General features: G+C 71.0%; 14 protein-coding genes. 5 read left to right on the top strand and 9 right to left on the bottom strand.

Going from position 1 to position 15703, the window contains the following annotated elements:
• Window positions 1-265: 265 nt before the first annotated feature.
• Window positions 266-1564: an ATP-binding protein gene (locus tag E6P78_RS00820; RefSeq protein ID WP_136201551.1), complete on the top strand. Its 1299-nt coding sequence runs from the start codon at window positions 266-268 to the stop codon at window positions 1562-1564.
• Window positions 1548-2171, top strand: coding sequence for an RloB family protein (locus E6P78_RS00815; protein ID WP_136201550.1), 624 nt, complete (start codon window positions 1548-1550; stop codon window positions 2169-2171). The genes E6P78_RS00820 and E6P78_RS00815 overlap by 17 nt, the downstream gene beginning before the upstream one ends.
• 411 nt (window positions 2172-2582) lie before the next feature.
• Here the strand turns inward: E6P78_RS00815 and E6P78_RS00810 are convergent, their stop codons facing one another.
• The 4 genes from E6P78_RS00810 to E6P78_RS00790 form a co-directional block, all read right to left on the bottom strand.
• Window positions 2583-3176: a TetR/AcrR family transcriptional regulator gene (locus E6P78_RS00810; RefSeq protein WP_136201549.1), complete on the bottom strand. Its 594-nt coding sequence runs from the start codon at window positions 3174-3176 to the stop codon at window positions 2583-2585.
• The gene (locus E6P78_RS00805) at window positions 3164-3901 is read right to left on the bottom strand and encodes an enoyl-CoA hydratase family protein (RefSeq protein ID WP_136201548.1); all 738 of its coding nucleotides are present in this window, start codon (window positions 3899-3901) and stop codon (window positions 3164-3166) included. Before E6P78_RS00805 ends, E6P78_RS00810 begins: the two co-directional genes overlap by 13 nt.
• A gap of 547 nt (window positions 3902-4448) precedes the next feature.
• Complete coding sequence (locus tag E6P78_RS00795) at window positions 4449-4640, bottom strand: DUF397 domain-containing protein (protein ID WP_136201547.1); 192 nt, start codon at window positions 4638-4640, stop codon at window positions 4449-4451.
• A complete protein-coding gene (locus tag E6P78_RS00790) occupies window positions 4627-5514 on the bottom strand; it encodes a helix-turn-helix transcriptional regulator (protein ID WP_136201546.1) in 888 nt (295 codons plus the stop codon). The genes E6P78_RS00795 and E6P78_RS00790 overlap by 14 nt, the downstream gene beginning before the upstream one ends.
• Window positions 5515-5767: 253 nt before the next feature.
• Between E6P78_RS00790 and E6P78_RS00785 the strand changes: the two genes are divergently transcribed.
• From E6P78_RS00785 to E6P78_RS00775, 3 genes are all read left to right on the top strand, one after another.
• Window positions 5768-6226, top strand: a complete 459-nt coding sequence (locus E6P78_RS00785; protein ID WP_136201545.1) for an ATP-binding protein — start codon at window positions 5768-5770, stop codon at window positions 6224-6226.
• 81 nt (window positions 6227-6307) lie between these two features.
• Window positions 6308-6847, top strand: coding sequence for a CYTH domain-containing protein (locus E6P78_RS00780; RefSeq protein ID WP_136201544.1), 540 nt, complete (start codon window positions 6308-6310; stop codon window positions 6845-6847).
• 31 nt (window positions 6848-6878) lie between these two features.
• Window positions 6879-7982 (top strand): radical SAM protein, encoded by a 1104-nt coding sequence (locus E6P78_RS00775; RefSeq protein ID WP_136201543.1) that lies wholly within the window; start codon window positions 6879-6881, stop codon window positions 7980-7982.
• Window positions 7983-8225: 243 nt separating this feature from the next.
• Here the strand turns inward: E6P78_RS00775 and E6P78_RS00765 are convergent, their stop codons facing one another.
• From E6P78_RS00765 to E6P78_RS00740, 5 genes are read right to left on the bottom strand one after another with little or no spacing between them, the layout of a single operon-like run.
• Window positions 8226-9428 carry an acyl-CoA dehydrogenase family protein gene (locus tag E6P78_RS00765; protein WP_136201542.1) on the bottom strand — a complete coding sequence of 401 codons (1203 nt, stop codon included), beginning with the start codon at window positions 9426-9428 and terminating at the stop codon, window positions 8226-8228.
• Window positions 9425-11377 (bottom strand): biotin carboxylase N-terminal domain-containing protein, encoded by a 1953-nt coding sequence (locus E6P78_RS00760; RefSeq protein WP_136201541.1) that lies wholly within the window; start codon window positions 11375-11377, stop codon window positions 9425-9427. The genes E6P78_RS00765 and E6P78_RS00760 overlap by 4 nt, the downstream gene beginning before the upstream one ends.
• Window positions 11378-11385: 8 nt before the next feature.
• Window positions 11386-12984 carry a carboxyl transferase domain-containing protein gene (locus tag E6P78_RS00755; RefSeq protein ID WP_136201540.1) on the bottom strand — a complete coding sequence of 533 codons (1599 nt, stop codon included), beginning with the start codon at window positions 12982-12984 and terminating at the stop codon, window positions 11386-11388.
• On the bottom strand, window positions 12981-14798 hold the full coding sequence (locus E6P78_RS00750; RefSeq protein ID WP_276607201.1) for an acyclic terpene utilization AtuA family protein: 1818 nt from the start codon (window positions 14796-14798) through the stop codon (window positions 12981-12983). The genes E6P78_RS00755 and E6P78_RS00750 overlap by 4 nt, the downstream gene beginning before the upstream one ends.
• Window positions 14795-15589, bottom strand: a complete 795-nt coding sequence (locus E6P78_RS00740; protein WP_136201539.1) for a TIGR03084 family metal-binding protein — start codon at window positions 15587-15589, stop codon at window positions 14795-14797. The genes E6P78_RS00750 and E6P78_RS00740 overlap by 4 nt, the downstream gene beginning before the upstream one ends.
• Between the last annotated feature and the right edge of the window lie 114 nt (window positions 15590-15703).

Below are 15703 nucleotides of genomic sequence, written 5' to 3'. Positions count from 1 at the left end.
CGCCCTGCGCACACCGGTCCGGGAGGGATGGCGGGCTCGACGGTCATGACACACCCCACCACCGACGCACCAGCGGAGAGCGGCTGCCCGCACCGCGGGAATTCCCGGACTCAGCCGCGTACCAGACAGTGGACGAACTGCGGAGGATCTAGAAGAAGCGGTCACGCCCGAATCCTTCAAATCCCTGAATCCGGGTGACTAGAACCCCGTTCGCGCGTTTCACTTGCACAGGTACGCGGAAAGTCGACGAGAGGAGGGCACACAGATGCTGCTGAACTTCAGAGTCTCGAATCACCGCTCCATCCGCGAGGAACAGGAACTCCAGCTCCACCCCGCCTACGACGCCGACCGCCCGCCGGGCACGGACTGGGCCGCCGTCCCCGTGGCGGGACTGTTCGGAGCCAATGCGGCCGGCAAGTCGAACCTCATCGGCGCGCTGGAGTACATGGCCCAGATGGTCCTGAACTCCCACCGGGACGCGGAGCCCGGCGGAGGCGTCAACCGTCAGGTGTTCCGCCTGGACCCGGCGGCGGCCGAGGAACCCTCCTGGTACGTGGTGGATCTCCTGGTGGGTGGGGTCCGCCACACGTACGGCTTCAGCGTCGACAACCGGTGCGTACTCGACGAATGGCTGTACAGCTACCCGCACGGCAAGAAGCGCAAGATCTTCGAGCGCACCGATGGAGAGGTGAGCGCGGGCGATTCCCAAGCCGGTCGTGAGCTGGCACTCGTCGAGAACATCACTGAACCGAACGTCCTGTTCCTGACGATGGCGGCCCGCTCCAAGCAGGAGGACTTCCGCCCGGTCTACGACTGGTTCGCGTCGGAACTGAGATTCAGCGGAAGCGGGTCTTGGCCCTCGGCCAAGTCCTTCATGCCAGATGCGCGAGGAGCGATGGGGTCCTCCGGCCTTCTGGAACTCCTGCGCTCGGCCGACCTGGGGATCGAGGACTGCGGCACCGAAGTGCAAGTCATGGACGAGGAGACACTCCGTCGCCGATTCGGCAAACGTCTCGCCTCGCGGGATCTCGCCAAGCTGCTGGAGAACGGACCGCACGAATCCCCCCGCACGTGGATCGGACACCGTGGCCGGACCGGCGTGGTCCGCATGGACCTGCACGAGGAGTCCGCCGGGACGAGAGCGCTCCTGGCCCAGGCTCCCCGCTTCCTTTCCGTTCTGGAGCGGGGCGGAACGTTCGTCGTCGACGAGATCGACTCCAGCCTCCATCCGCTGCTCACCACCCGGCTCATCCGGCTGTTCCAGGACCCCACGACCAACCCGCTGGGCGCGCAACTCGTCTTCACCTCCCACGACGCGAGTCTGCTCGGCCGGGTGGACGGCGAAGACGTCCTCAAGAGGGACCAGGTGTGGTTCGTGGAGAAGGACGAGTACGGGGAGACAAGGCTGTTCGCCCTGTCCGAGTTCAAACCGCGCGTCGGCGAGAACCACGAGCGCCGCTATCTGGGCGGCAGCTACGGCGGGGTTCCGTTCATCGACGACGGCTTTGCCCGGGCGCTGGCCACCAGGAAGGAACAGGAGGAACGGAGTGGCGCGGCATCCTAAGCCGGACGGGCGCAAGCGTCCGTCGCGCGAGTCCCGGCTCGGCAGGCGCACCGAGCACCGGGCACCACGCCTGCGATTACTGGTGGTCTGCGGCGCCGAGGTGACCGAGTACGACTACGTCCAAGGGCTCAAGGGCGCGGCGCGGAACTCCGCCGTATCGATCAAGGTCGTCACACATCCCAAGGCTCCGTCCCAGGTGGTCGCGTACACAGCGAAGCTGTTCGGAGAGTCCGACGACGCGTACGACGCGGCCTGGTGCGTCGTGGACGTCGACGAGTTCACCGATCTCGCCGACGCACTCGGGGAGGCCGAACGTCAAGGCATCGGCATCGCCCTGTCGAACCCCTGCTTCGAGGTCTGGCTGCTGCTCCACTTCACCGACCACCACAAGCACATGCCCTCGTACGCCCAGCTCGCTCCCCTGCTGAGCAGACACGTACCGGGCGGCTACTCGAAAACGGGCCTCGACTTCCGCCACTACGCCTCCGGCTGGACCGAGGCTGTCCGCCGGGCGCGGCTGCTGGCGCCGGAGGGCAAGGAACTGGAGGTGAACCCCTCCACAGGCATGTGGAAGCTCGCGCTCGCCATCGGCGGCCCCGCGCAGTGACCGCTCCTGGCCGGCCTTCGACCGGCTCTCGCGGGCCAGCGAGACCCTGTCCTCCGTCGGCACCACTCGACCGGTCCGAGGGACCCACGCTTCTCGACGAGAACGAGCGGCAGGAGGTCCGCGACCGGCGCCTCGCGGCGGAGCGGGCCGGGCGCAGGGCGCGGCGCAAGGTGCACCGGCTCAGGGCTCCCGTACCGGTGAAGGGGGCCCACTTCGCGGCGGGCTCGTCGCCATCGCACCGGCCGCGCTCGGCCGGTGCGGGCAGTACACCGTGCGGGAGGTGGCCGGCGGGCCGTGTTCCCGCTGTTCGTCGCCACCCTCGTCCGGATTCATGTGGACGGCGACCGGGGCGGTCAGGCGCTGCGTCGGGGATACCGGGCGGCGTTCATGTGGACCGATTGTCTGTGACCCTCAGCCCAGCGCCCCGTCCAGCAACTCCGCCCACTGCGCGACGACCTTGCGGCGGCGGGCGGTGTCATCGGTGAGGACGTTGGCGAGCCCCAGCCCCCGGGCCATGTCGAGCAGCCCCTGCACGGTCTCCCGGACCCCGGGCCGCGACTCGTCGGCGCGCAGGAGGTGCACGGCGATGCGGTGGGTCTCCCGCCCGACCCTCGCCTCCAGTTCGGTGACGCGGGGGCGCAGCTGCTCCTCGTTGGACGCTGCGACCCAGAGCTGGAGGGCGGCGCGGAAGAGGGGGCCGGTGTAGAGGTCGACCAGGGCGGCGACGACGGCGGCGCGGTCCTGGTCGGGGAGGGCGCGCAGGGCGGCGGAGCGTTCCTCGGCGACGTACTCGACGGCCGCGGTGAACAGGTCCTCGCGGGTGGGGAAGTGGTGCTGGGCGGCGCCGCGCGAAACCCCGGCGCGTTCGGCGACGACGGCGACGGTGGAGCCGGCCCAGCCGTGTTCGGCGAGGCAGGCCACCGCGGCCTCCAGGAGGCGCCGGCGGGTGGCCCGGCTGCGGTCCTGCTTGGGGCCCGTGCTGCCGCCCGGTGTCACAACGCCCATGCGGGGTCCCGTCGTTCGAGGAAGGCCGTCATGCCCTCCCGTGCCTCGTCGGAGGCGAAGAGCTGGGCGGAGCGGGCGATGAGGTCTTCGGCGTGCTGGTCGAAGCTCTGCAGCACAGTAGCCGCGACCAGCTCCTTGGACGCGGCCAGCCCCTGCGGCGATGCCCTGCGCAGCCCGTCGAGTACGGGCCCGAGCGCGTCGTCCACATCCTCGGCGCTCAGAGTGACCAGGCCGATCCGGGCGGCCTCCGCCGCGTCGAACTTCTCCCCGGTGAGGTAGTACCGGGCGGCGGCCCGCGCGTCGATGCGCGGCAGGAGCGGCAGCGAGATCACGGCGGGCGCGAGGCCGAGCCGCGACTCGGTGAGCGCGAAGGTGGCCTCCGGCCCCGCCACGGAGATGTCACACGCCCCGAGCAGCCCCAGCCCGCCGGCCCGGACATGCCCGGTGACCCGGGCGACGACGGGCTTGGGCAGGGCCACGACGCGCCGCATGAGGGCGACGAAGTCGTGCGGGTCGGCCGGCGCCCTCAGGTCGGCGCCGGCACAGAAGGTGTTGCCGGTGTGGGTGAGCACGACGGCCCGCACCGAGTCGTCGGTGGCACAGCCGTCCAGCGCCTCGGCCAGCTCGGCGACGAGTGCGGCGCTCAGGGCGTTCCGGTTGGCCGGTGAGTCGAGCGTGAGGGTGGTGATGCCGCGCGCGTGGGCGGGCGGGGCGAGCTGGCTCATCCGCGTACGCTCCTCTTGTTCTTCTCTGCTTCTCTGCTTCTCTTGCTTGCTTCTCTGCTTCTCTGCCGGCCGTCGCGTCGAGCGTGGCAGCGGGAGCAAGAACAATCAAGCGCGCTTGCATGATTTTGGTCCCGGACCGTCGCGTCAAGACGCTGGCACAGCCTGCCACCTTGATCAACCGGATACCGATAGCCGATGACAGACCCACTGGCCACGACACCGGGCCGCCGTCCTGGCGGTCGTACCGCGCGCGTCCGCGTCCAGGTCCCCGACGCGGTGCCGCCTCGTGGCTCACGACCAGCGACAGCACAGGCACGTCGGCAGACGCCTCGTCGCGGGCCGGCCGTCGCATAAGAGGCCTGGTCGGGTGACGAGTTCGAAGCACCCCACGCAAGTGGGCGTCGCCCGCTTCCGGCAGCGCTTGGCGCTCATTCCGTACGCACGCCACGCCCCCAACAGCCGTACGTGCGGCCGGGCCCGACCGCACGAAGGCTCCGTAAACGTGGCGCCGGCCGCCGTGGGCGAAGTACCGCCCGTACGCGCCCGCTTATCGCACGTCCTGGCCCACGCTTCCGATGAACGCGCGCCATCCACCTGCGGCACAGGTCAACACCGGACCCGCGTGCACCTTGCTGTCCCGCACGGCAACCCCGGCCCCGAGACGCGCCACCTCGACACAGTTGCCATTTCCGTTGCTGTGGCTCGATTTGAACCACTCAGCGTCGTCAACCCTTTTCATAGCTCCCTGCTACCTCACCGATCAGGCGCCGTGACGCCTGCTCATCCAGCGATGCGTTCCAGACGTCGTCGAAGGCTGCGTCGTACTGTTGCACCTCCCGCTCCTTGTCCAGATACAGCCCCCCGGTGTACCCATCCGCGTAGACCGTCGGCGGCTCCGTGGCGACCCCCTCACCAGTCAGTGGGAAGCGAAGGATCACAAACGGGCCTGTCACCACCCCGGCATGCATACCGGCCGCGAAGGGCACCACCCGGATCGAGATGTTCGTCCGCTCCGAAACGTAGATCAGGTGCGCGAGTTGCTGCGCCATCACGTCACGCCCGCCGACAGGCCGACGTAGCACCGCTTCGCCCAGCACCGCCCGGAACACCGGCGGGTCAGTGAAGCGGGTGAGCAACGTCTGTCGTTCGATGCGCAGCCGTACGCGCCCGCCGAGATCCGCCTCACCGATGTCCCGGATGTGCGTGCGGATGATCTCTCGCGCGTATCCCTCGGTTTGAAGAAGCCCCGGAACAATGTCGCTCTCATACATCGACAGAGTCGACGCCGCCTCTTCCAGCCCTACGTAGACGTCGAATCCCTCCGGAATCAAGTCACCGTAGGCATGCCACCAGCCACGCGCCTTGGTCTCTTTGGCCAGCCCCATCAGCGCCTGCGTGAGATCCGCCGGCGCCCCGTACACGAGGCACATGGCCTGGACGTCCAGGCTCCGTAACGCTGTCTGGCCGGTCTCGATGCGCCACATCTTCGCTTCGGACCACTCCAGCTTCGCCGCCGCCGCGCGCACGGTCAGGCGAGCCCGGTTACGCAGCTCTCGAAGGTTTCTCCCCAGCTGACGCCGCGGAACGGTCGACCCGGTCGGACCTTCAGCCATCTCAACTCCCCTTACGCACCTCAGTATGAAGGACTTTCGCCCCTCGCGATGAAAGCAGGTCGATGCTCGTTACGCAGTACAAGACATCCGTTCGATGCTTTGTCAGCGGTACATCGCTATGAAGTCTTGCACGGAGACTGCGCCGCTGTGCAGTCTGGGAACCACTCTCCGTGAGCGCCGAATGGCTGAGGCAGCCGTGCTGGCGCGCGCCCTCCGCCCCCGCCGAGTGCGGCACTTGCCATAAGGACAATTCGTGATCGATCTCCCACAGCTGATCCAGCCCGTCTGCTGCACCGCGCCCGCCGGCCCACCGCCCTCCCTGCTCCTCGCCAGCGACCCCCAATCCGCCTGTCACGCCCGGGCGTTCGTTCGCGAGTACATCGGCCACTGCGCACCCGACGCTTCGGAACAGCACACGGACGCCGCCGTCCTGGTGGCCAGCGAACTCGTCACCAACGCCTACCGGTACGGCACCGAGCCGGGCGACTTGATCTCCGTCGTCCTCGACATCGACAGCAAGCGCACCCGCATCGAGGTGCACGACCCCGTTCGGCGCGCGCCCCGTCACCGACCCGGGGCCGACGAGTACGGCCACGAGCACACGCGTGGACGCGGCCTCTTCATCCTCGACGCGCTGTGTCCGAAACGGTGGGGCGTCGGTGACCGGCCACTCGGAAAGTTCGTTTGGGCAGAGGTGCTGCACGACCACTGACGCGGCCGTGCAGCAACGGCCGTCAACCTTCCGATGCTCGGCACAATCCGTATCCGCTCAAAGAACCAAGGACCCATTGCCGTGACGAACATCGAGTACGAGGTAAAGGCTCTCGACGTCGACCTCCAGGACATCGCCCGCAGGATCTTCGCTGCCGGAGGGGCCGAGACAACGCCGAGGCGTCTCATGCGCCGTTACGTATACGACACCGTGCCGCCCGTCGCCGGGCGCTGGGTGCGCCTGCGCGATACGGGCGACACCACCACGCTGTGCGTCAAGGAGATCACCACCGACGCCGTCGACGGGACGCGTGAGACCGAGGTGACGGTGGGCGACTTCACCGAGGCGGCAGTGTTGCTCCGTCTCATCGGATTGGTTCCCCGCAGCTACCAAGAGAACCACCGCACCTCCTACACGCTCGGCACGGTCCGCCTGGAGATCGACGAGTGGCCGCGCATCCCGCCGTACCTGGAGATCGAGGCGGACGACGAAGAACAGGTCTGGGAAGCGGCTGCCGCCATCGGCCTGGACCGCGATCAGCTCACCTCCCTCAACACCACGAAGGTCTACGGCTTGTACGGCATCGACCTCGAAAGCATCACCGAACTGCGATTCGAGTAGGTCAAAGCCGCTCGTTCCAGAGGGGACACCCATGCACGACCTGTCGAACCTGCCGGTCGAAGTGCGGCCGGACCGGACGTTACGCGTCAAAATCATCGACGCGTGTGGCCTCGCCTGCTCCTTCTGCCACAACGAAGGCACGCCCGTGGCTACGGACAACGCGAATCGCGCGCCCGAGGAGTTCACCGGCTCACCCGGCCGCTCCGGCCGCGTGTCCGTGTACCTGCGCACCAACAGTGCGGGCTTCCTCCCGGCCCGGATCGCGGCCGATGCCGAATTCGCCCTGGCGCTCGCCGCCGTACGCGGTGCCCTGCCGACCAGCGAAGTTCACTTCACCGGTGGTGAGCCCACGCTCCACCCGGACCTGCCCGGCCTCGTCTCGATCGCCCGTCGCATGGGCCTCACCGTAGGCATCACCTCGAACGGGGAGGCCGGCGCCGAAGTGCTGCCGGCCGCAGCCGCGGCCGGTCTCGACCGCATCAACCTGTCTGTTTTCGGGACCACTCCCGAAGAACTCGCCGCCGTGCAGGGGCCCCGCCTCGCATCCCCGAAGCTGGCCGAACGCAAACTGGCGGCACTCGACGCCACGATCGAGACCGCCGTGGCGCACGGGGTCAAGGTGTCCGCGAACATCGTGGTCCCAGACCACAGCCACGTCGATCGCGTTCTCCGCATCATCGAACGGCATGGTCACTCCGTCGTCGTCCGCATGCTTGTGTCCCTGGAGGCCGGTGGCGCGTCCCTCGATGCCATGCAGGCCGTCGTCGACCACCTGGGCGCCGTCCCCGTACGCCGTATCGTCACGGCCGGCGCATCCGATCAACGCGTGCGCTACCGCCTGCCGGACGGACGCACGCTTTACGCCAAGAGCATCCGCCCCGTACGTCTACCCGAGACATGCACCGGGTGCCGGTTCAACAACGACCGGGACTGCCAGGAGGGCTATTACGGCGTCCGGCTGTACCGGGCTGCGAACGGCCCGTTCATGGTTGGGGTGTGCATCCAGCGCATGGACCTGTGCATGAGCCTGGGCGAGTTCGTGATGAGCCAGCGCTGCCGCGAGGTGGCGTCTTTCCGCGACGACGAGGCCGCACGTCTTGAGACCCGGCACGCCACGAAGCTGCTCGCGGAGTAAGCATCGGAACACGGCGAAGTCCAGCAGGCGGACGACGCCCTCTGCCTCGCGCTGGGACATCAGGACCAGCGCCTCGCCGTCGCGGCGGATCACCGTGACGGGGTTGGTCCTCGGCCTCGGCGGCGGACAGAGGGGCCGCCGCCCGTTGTGAGACGAAGCCCCTGCGGAGTCGGCGCCCTGCCGGGAGCGGAGGCCACCGCCCGCGTGACGGCGGCCTCTCGGTACGTACGGCTGTGGCGCGGCTCAGTACGACTTCGGCAGCCCCAGCGTCTGGTGGGACACGTAGTTCAGGATCATTTCCCTGCTGACCGGTGCGATCCTGGCCACCCGGGCGCCCGTGATCAGGGACGCGAGGCCGTACTCGCGGGTGAGGCCGTTGCCGCCGAGGGTGTGCACGGCCTGGTCCACCGCCTTCACGCACGCCTCACCGGCCGCGTACTTCGCCATGTTCGCCGCCTCGCCCGCGCCGAAGTCGTCGCCCGCGTCGTAGAGCCGGGCGGCCTTCTGCATCATCAGGCGGGCGAGTTCGAGTTCGATGTGGGCCTGGGCCAGCGGGTGGGCGACGGCCTGGTGGGCGCCGATCGGCTCCTTCCACACCTGGCGGGTCTTCGCGTACTCGACGGCCCGGCCCAGCGCGTAACGGCCCATGCCGATGGCGAAGGCGGCGGTCATGATGCGTTCCGGGTTGAGGCCCGCGAAGAGCTGGAGCAGGCCCGCGTCCTCTCCCCCGTTCTCGGCTCCGCTCGAACGGGAGGGGCCCCCTCCCACCAGCGCCTCGGCCGGCAACCGCACGTCGTCCAGGACGAGTTCGAACTGCTTCTCCGGGGCCTGGATCTCCATGTCGATCTGCGACCGCTGGAAGCCGGGTGTCTCGCGGGGGACGATGAACAGGCAGGCCTTCAGCTTGCCGGTCCTGGCGTCCTCGGTGCGGCCGACGATGAGCGTGGCGTCCGCGATGTCGACACCGGAGACGAAGACCTTGCGGCCGGTGAGCAGCCAGTCCCCGCCATCGCGGCGGGCGGTGGTGGTGATGCGGTGCGAGTTGGACCCGGCGTCCGGCTCGGTGATGCCGAAGGCCATCGTGAGGCTGCCGTCGGCCAGGCCCGGCAGCCACTGCCGCTTCTGTTCCTCGGTGCCGAAGCGGGCTATCACCGTGCCGCAGATCGCGGGCGAGACGATCATCATGAGGAGGGGGGAGCCGGAGGCCCCCAACTCCTCCAGGACGATCGAGAGTTCCGCCATTCCGCCGCCTCCGCCGCCGTACTCCTCCGGGAGGTTCACGCCGAGGAAGCCGGCCTTCGCCGCCTCCGCCCACAGCTCGCGCGGGTGGGCGCCCTCGCTGACGAGGGAGGTCATGTACTCCCGCCCGTACCGCTTTCCAAGGGCGGCGACGGCGGCGCGCAGGGCCTGGTGCTCTTCGGTTTCGAGGACGGTGCTCGTGCTCATGCGTGCTCCTCAGCAGTGTCTGCGGACTCCGTGACTACGGCGAGCAGGGCGCCGACCTCCACCTGGAGGCCGGGCGCGGCGTGCAGGGCGGTGAGGGTGCCGGAGGCGGGGGCGAGGACGCGGTGCTCCATCTTCATCGCCTCCAGCCAGATCAGCGGCTGCCCGGCCGTGACGGTTGCCCCGGCCGCCAGGCCATCGGCGAGGCGGACGACGGTGCCGGGCATGGGGGCGAGCAGGGAGCCGGGTTCGGTGCGGCCGGCGGGGTCGGTGAAGCGGGGCGGGACGGTGAAGGTGTACGCGCCGGAGGCGGTGTCGACGTACGCCCTGCCGTCCCGGACGGCCACGTGGAAGGTCCTCGTCACGCCGTTGATCTCCAGCGTGACGCGGTCGGGGGCGGCGGCCACGACGTGGACGCCGTCGTTCGGGACCCCCACACCGTCGCGACCCCGGTGGTACGTGATCTCGTACTCCGCGCCGTCCGGTTCGCTGCGGTAGCTCTTGAGCTGGGGCTGCGACGGCAGGTTTCGCCAGGCGCCGAAGCGGGCGACGCCGCCCGCAGCCGCACCACGGGCCGCCGCCGCCAGCGCGGCGGCCACGGCGGCCGGCCGGACCGCCGCCTCGTCCCCCGTAGCCGTCAGCACCTCCAGGTGGCGTTCGTAGAAGCCGGTGTCCAGGCGGGCCGCCAGGAAGTCCGGGTGGCGCAGGGAGTGGACGAGCAGTTCCCGGTTGGTGACCGGGCCGTGGATGCGGGCGCGCTCCAGGGCGCGGGCGAGGAGCCGTACGGCCTTGTCGCGGGAGGGGGCGTGGGCGATGACCTTGGCGAGCATCGGGTCGTAGTGGATGCCGATCGTGTCGCCGCCCGTGTAGCCGGTGTCCAGTCGCAGACCCGGCTCGTCCGGCACGTCGAACGAGAGCAGTGCTCCGGTCTGCGGCTGCCAGTCTCGCGCCGGGTCCTCCGCGTAGAGCCGGGCCTCGACCGCGTGCCCGCTCGGCTCCGGGGGCGCGGCGGAGGGCAGCGGCTCGCCCTCCGCGATCCGGAGCTGGAGGGCGACGAGATCGAGGCCGAACACCGCCTCGGTGACGGGGTGTTCGACCTGAAGGCGGGTGTTCATCTCCAGGAAGTAGGGGCGTCCGTCGGCGGCGACCAGGAATTCGACGGTGCCGGCACCCCGGTAGCCGACCGCACGGGCGGCGGCCACGGCGGCCTCGTGCAGCCCTTCCCGCAGCTTCTCGGACAGGCCGGGCGCGGGGGCCTCCTCGATGACCTTCTGGTGGCGGCGCTGGAGCGAGCAGTCCCGGGTGCCGAGCGCCCAGACGCCATCGTGTTCGTCGGCCATGACCTGGACCTCGACGTGCCGGCCGCGCTCCACGTACGGCTCGGCGAAGACCTCCCCGTCCCCGAACGCGGACAGCGCCTCGGCCGTCGCGGCCGTCAACTCCCCCGTCAAGTCGCCCAGTTCGCGTATGATCCGCATCCCGCGCCCGCCGCCGCCCGCCGCCGCCTTCAGCAGCAGCGGCAGGTCGTCGGCGGTCGCGGCGGCCGGGTCCACGGGGGCGAGGAGCGGCACCCCGGCGGCGGCCATCAGCTCCTTGGCGCGGGTCTTGGACGCCATCAGCTCGATGGCCCTGACCGGCGGCCCGACCCACACGAGCCCGGCGTCCCGCACGGCGGCGGCGAAGCCCGCGTTCTCGGAGAGGAAGCCGTACCCGGGGTGCACGGCGTCCGCCCCCGCGGCGAGCGCGGCGGCCACGACGAGGTCGCCGCGCAGATACGTGTCGGCGGGGGCCGCGCCCGGCAGCCGTACGGCGGTGTCGGCCTCCCGGACGTGCAGGGCGCCGGCGTCGGCGTCCGAGTACACGGCGACGGTGGCGATGCCGAGCGCCCGGCAGGTGCGGAAGATCCGGCAGGCGATCTCGCCCCGGTTGGCGACGAGCAGGCTGGTGATCACTTCACTCCTCACATCCGGAAGACGCCGAAGCCGCCGCGGGCGCCCTCGACCGGTGCGGTGTGGATGGCGGACAGGCACATCCCGAGGACGGTCCTGGTGTCGCGCGGGTCGATGACCCCGTCGTCGTACAGCCGCCCGGACAGGAACATCGGCAGGGACTCGGACTCGATCTGCTGCTCGACCATGGCGCGCAGTCCGGCGTCGGCCTCGTCGTCGTACGGACGCCCCTTCGCGGCGGCCGAGGCGCGGGCGACGATGGAGAGCACCCCGGCCAGTTGCTGCGGCCCCATGACGGCGGACTTGCTGCCGGGCCAGGCGAAGAGGAAGCGCGGGTCGTAGGCGCGGCCGCACATGCCGTAGTGCCCGGCGCCGTAGGAGGCGCCCATGAGGACCGACAGGTGCGGGACCTTCGAGTTGGACACCGCGTTGATCATCATCGCGCCGTGCTTGATGATGCCGCCCTGCTCGTACTCCTTGCCGACCATGTAGCCGGTGGTGTTGTGCAGGAAGAGGAGCGGGATGTCGCGCTGGTTGGCGAGCTGGATGAACTGGGCGGCCTTCTGCGACTCCTCGCTGAACAGCACGCCCTGCGCGTTGGCGAGGATGCCGACCGGGTAGCCGTGCAGCCGCGCCCAGCCGGTGACCAGGCTCGTCCCGTACAGCGGTTTGAACGCGTCGAAGTCCGAGCCGTCGACCAGCCGGGCGATGACCTCGCGCGGGTCGAACGGCACCTTGAGGTCCCCTGGGACGATGCCGATCAGCTCGTCCTCGTCGTACTTCGGCGGTTCGGCGGGGTCCGGATCGCTGTGCGCCTTGCGCCAGTTGAGGCGGGCTACGATGCGGCGGGCCTGGCGCAGGGCGTCCTGCTCGTCCACGGCGAAGTGGTCGGCGAGCCCGGAGGTACGGGCGTGCATCGCGGCGCCGCCGAGCGATTCGTCGTCGCTCTCCTCACCGGTCGCCATCTTCACCAGGGGCGGGCCGCCGAGGAAGACCTTGGACCGCTCCTCGATCATGACGGTGTGGTCGGACATGCCGGGCACGTACGCCCCGCCGGCGGTGGAGTTGCCGAAGACCACGGCCACGGTCGGGATGCCGGCGGCGGAGAGCCGGGTGAGGTCGCGGAAGAGCGCGCCGCCGGGAATGAAGATCTCCTTCTGGGACGGCAGATCGGCGCCGCCCGACTCGACCAGGCTGATGACGGGGAGCCGGTTGGCGAAGGCGATCTCGTTGGCGCGCAGCGCCTTCTTCAGCGTCCACGGGTTGGACGCGCCGCCGCGCACGGTCGGGTCGTTGGCGGTGATCAGGCACTCCACGCCCTCCACCACCCCGATTCCGGTGACGAGCGAGGCGCCCACCGCGTACTCGCTGCCCCAGGCGGCCAGCGGCGACAGCTCCAGGAACGGGGTATCCCGGTCGACCAGCAGTTCGATGCGTTCGCGGGCCAGCAGCTTGCCCCGCGAACGGTGCCGCTCGACGTACTTCTCGCCGCCGCCCTCCAGCGCCTTGGCGTGCGCGGCGTCCAGTTCGGCGAGCTTGTCGAGCATGGCGGCCCGGTTGGCCGCGTATTCGGGGCTCGCGGTGTCGAGCCCGGTGGGCAGGACGGTCATACGTGGTCCTCCGGCTCCAGCAGGGTCACGGGTATGTCCAGGTGGCGTGTGCGCAGCCACTCCCCCACGGCCTTGGCCTGCGGGTCGAAGCGGTGCTGGGCGGCGACTCCTTCGCCGAGCAGCCCGTGGACGGTGAAGTTCAGGGCGCGCAGGTTCGGCAGGACGTGGCGTACGACGGTGAGCCCGGCGGTCTCCGGGAGGAGAGCGCGCAGTCGCTCGACGGTCAGTTCGTGGGCCAGCCAGCGCCACGCCTCGTCGTCCCGGGCCCACACGCCGACGTTGGCGTCCCCGCCCTTGTCCCCGCTGCGGGCCCCGGCGACCCGGCCGAGGGGCGCGCGGCGGGTCGGCCCCGGCTCCAACGGTGCGGGCAGCGGCGGCTGTTCGACGTCCGCCAGGGGCCGCGTGCGTACGGGGTGCGCGACGGTCCGGCGCGTCCCGTCCGGCAGTACGGCGACGTGCTCGACCTCCCCCGCCGGTACGTACCCGGCCTCGAACACGCCGTAGGGCGCGCCCTTGCCGGGTGGGGCGGTGACATGGAAGCCGGGGTAGCTGCCGAGGGCGAGTTCGATCGCCGCGCCGGACAGCGCGCGCCCGACGGGGTCCGGCTCCCGGTCCCGGACGACGAGCCGGAGCAGGGCGCTCGCGGTCTCCTCGGTGTCGGCGTCGGGCCTGTCCGTACGGGCCAGCTCCCAGCGCACCTCGTCGGGCTGCCGTCCGGCGCGCGCGAAGGCGTCCGCGAACTGGTCCCGCACGAGCAGCGCCTTGGCCTCGATGTCGAGCCCGGTAAGCACGAAGACGACCTCGTTGCGCCAGCCGCCGAGCCGGGTGAGCCCTGCCTTGAGGGTGGGCGGGGGCGCCTCGCCGCGCACGCCGGAGATCCTGACCCGGTCCGGCCCGTCGGACGACAGCCGTACGGTGTCGAGCCGGGCGGTGACGTCGGGGCCCGCGTACCTGGCTCCCCCGGTCTCGTACAGGAGTTGGGCAGTGACGGTGCCGAGGTCGACCACGCCGCCCGTGCCGTCGTGCTTGGTGATGACGGAGGTGCCGTCGGCGTGGATCTCGGCGACGGGGAAGCCGGGGCGGCGGATGTCGTGGGCGCGGAAGAAGGAGTAGTTGCCGCCCGTGGCCTGTGTCCCGCACTCCAGGACGTGCCCGGCGACGACGGCCCCGGCGAGCGCGTCGTGGTCCTCCGGGCCCCAGCCGAAGTGGGCGGCGGCGGGCCCGGTGACGAGGGCGGCGTCGGTGACCCGGCCGGTGACGACGACATCGGCCCCGGCCCGCAGACAGGCGGCGATGCCCGCGCCGCCGAGGTAGGCGTTGGCGGTGAGGAACCCGTCCGGTACGGGCAGGCTGTCGCCCTCGACATGGGCGACGCGCACGGGCACGCCGACCTTCGCGGCCAGCTCGCGCACCGCGTCGGCCAGCCCGGCCGGGTTGAGCCCGCCCGCGTTGGCGACGATCCGCACGCCCCGCTCGTGGGCGAGCCCGAGCCCCTCCTCCAACTGCCGCAGGAACGTGGTGGCGTAGCCGCGCGCGGGGTCCTTGAGGCGGCTGCGGCCGAGGATGAGCATGGTCAGCTCGGCGAGGTAGTCACCGGTCAGGACGTCCAGGGGGCCGCCGGTCAGCATCTCGCGCACCGCGTCGAAGCGGTCGCCGTAGAACCCGGAGGCGTTGCCTATACGGAGGGGCGCGGGCGACGGGGACGGGGGCGCTGGCGCCGGGGACGGGGACCCGGGCGCCGGGGACTCAGGCGCCGGGGACTCAGGCGCCGGGGACTCAGGCGCCGGGGACTCGGGCGCCGGGGGCGGGGTCATCGGTGGGCCTTCGGGGGGCGGCCCGGACCGGCGGGGCCGGCGAAGGCCTGGGCGACGGAGAGCCAGGTGTCGGCGTCGGCCCCCTCCGCCCGGACGGCGAGGTCGTCGCGGTGGGCGCGCTGGGTGACGAGCAGGCAGAAGTCGTGCAGCGGCCCGGTGACGCGCTGGGCGGCGCCCTCGGGCCCGTACGCGATCAACTCGCCGTCCGGCGCGGTCAGTTCCACCCGGAACCCCTCGCCGGGCGGCTGCATCCCCCGGACGAGGAAGGCGTAGTCGCGGGCCCGGACCCCGATGCGCGCGACGTGCCGCAGCCGGGCGGTGGGGGTGCGGGTGGCCCCGAGGGCGTCGGCGACATCCTGGCCGTGCGCCCAGGTCTCCATGAGCCGCCCGGTCGCGACGGACGCGACGCTCATCGGCGGCCCGTACCAGGGGAACTTCGCCCCGGCGGGCGCCGCCCGCAGGGCCTCCTGCAACCGCTCGCGCCCCTCCCGCCAGCGGGTGAGCAGTGCGTCCGGGGCGTACGCGGCGACGATCTCCCCGGCGGCCACGTCGACGAAGCCCTCGGGGTCCTTCATCGCCTTCGCCACCTCGTCGCCGAACCTCCCGGGGTCGGTGACGGAGATCAGCGCGACGTCGTCGGTCCAGCTCAGGTGGGCGATCTGGTGGGCGACGCTCCACCCCTCGGCGGGGGTCGCCCCCGCCCACTGTCTCGCGCTCGCCCCGGCGACGAGCAGATCGAGCTCCCGGCTCTCGCTGCGCAGATCGTCGAGCACGGCTGAGGCATCGGACACGGTGCGCTCCCCTCGGGGCGTGGCGGTGTGCCCGGGAGCCTGCCAGCGGAACGGAAAACAATCAAGCATGCTTGCATGATTTTTATTGCCGTGCCCGGGGCCGCCCGCCCCTGT

Origin of the sequence: Streptomyces sp. A0958, from assembly GCF_004795035.1 — a bacterium.
Lineage (GTDB): Bacteria > Actinomycetota > Actinomycetes > Streptomycetales > Streptomycetaceae > Streptomyces.
Note: the sequence above shows the minus strand (reverse complement) of the source record. Positions and strands in the feature narration are given on the sequence as shown.

Coding starts and splice junctions, on each gene's coding strand:
- E6P78_RS00820 (WP_136201551.1), top strand. CDS start 266: ATGCTGCTGAACTTCAGAGTCTCGAATCACCGCTCCATCCGCGAGGAA.
- E6P78_RS00810 (WP_136201549.1), bottom strand. CDS start 3,176: ATGGGCGTTGTGACACCGGGCGGCAGCACGGGCCCCAAGCAGGACCGC.
- E6P78_RS00805 (WP_136201548.1), bottom strand. CDS start 3,901: ATGAGCCAGCTCGCCCCGCCCGCCCACGCGCGCGGCATCACCACCCTC.
- E6P78_RS00795 (WP_136201547.1), bottom strand. CDS start 4,640: ATGAAAAGGGTTGACGACGCTGAGTGGTTCAAATCGAGCCACAGCAAC.
- E6P78_RS00790 (WP_136201546.1), bottom strand. CDS start 5,514: ATGGCTGAAGGTCCGACCGGGTCGACCGTTCCGCGGCGTCAGCTGGGG.
- E6P78_RS00775 (WP_136201543.1), top strand. CDS start 6,879: ATGCACGACCTGTCGAACCTGCCGGTCGAAGTGCGGCCGGACCGGACG.
- E6P78_RS00765 (WP_136201542.1), bottom strand. CDS start 9,428: ATGAGCACGAGCACCGTCCTCGAAACCGAAGAGCACCAGGCCCTGCGC.
- E6P78_RS00755 (WP_136201540.1), bottom strand. CDS start 12,984: ATGACCGTCCTGCCCACCGGGCTCGACACCGCGAGCCCCGAATACGCG.
- E6P78_RS00750 (WP_276607201.1), bottom strand. CDS start 14,798: ATGACCCCGCCCCCGGCGCCCGAGTCCCCGGCGCCTGAGTCCCCGGCG.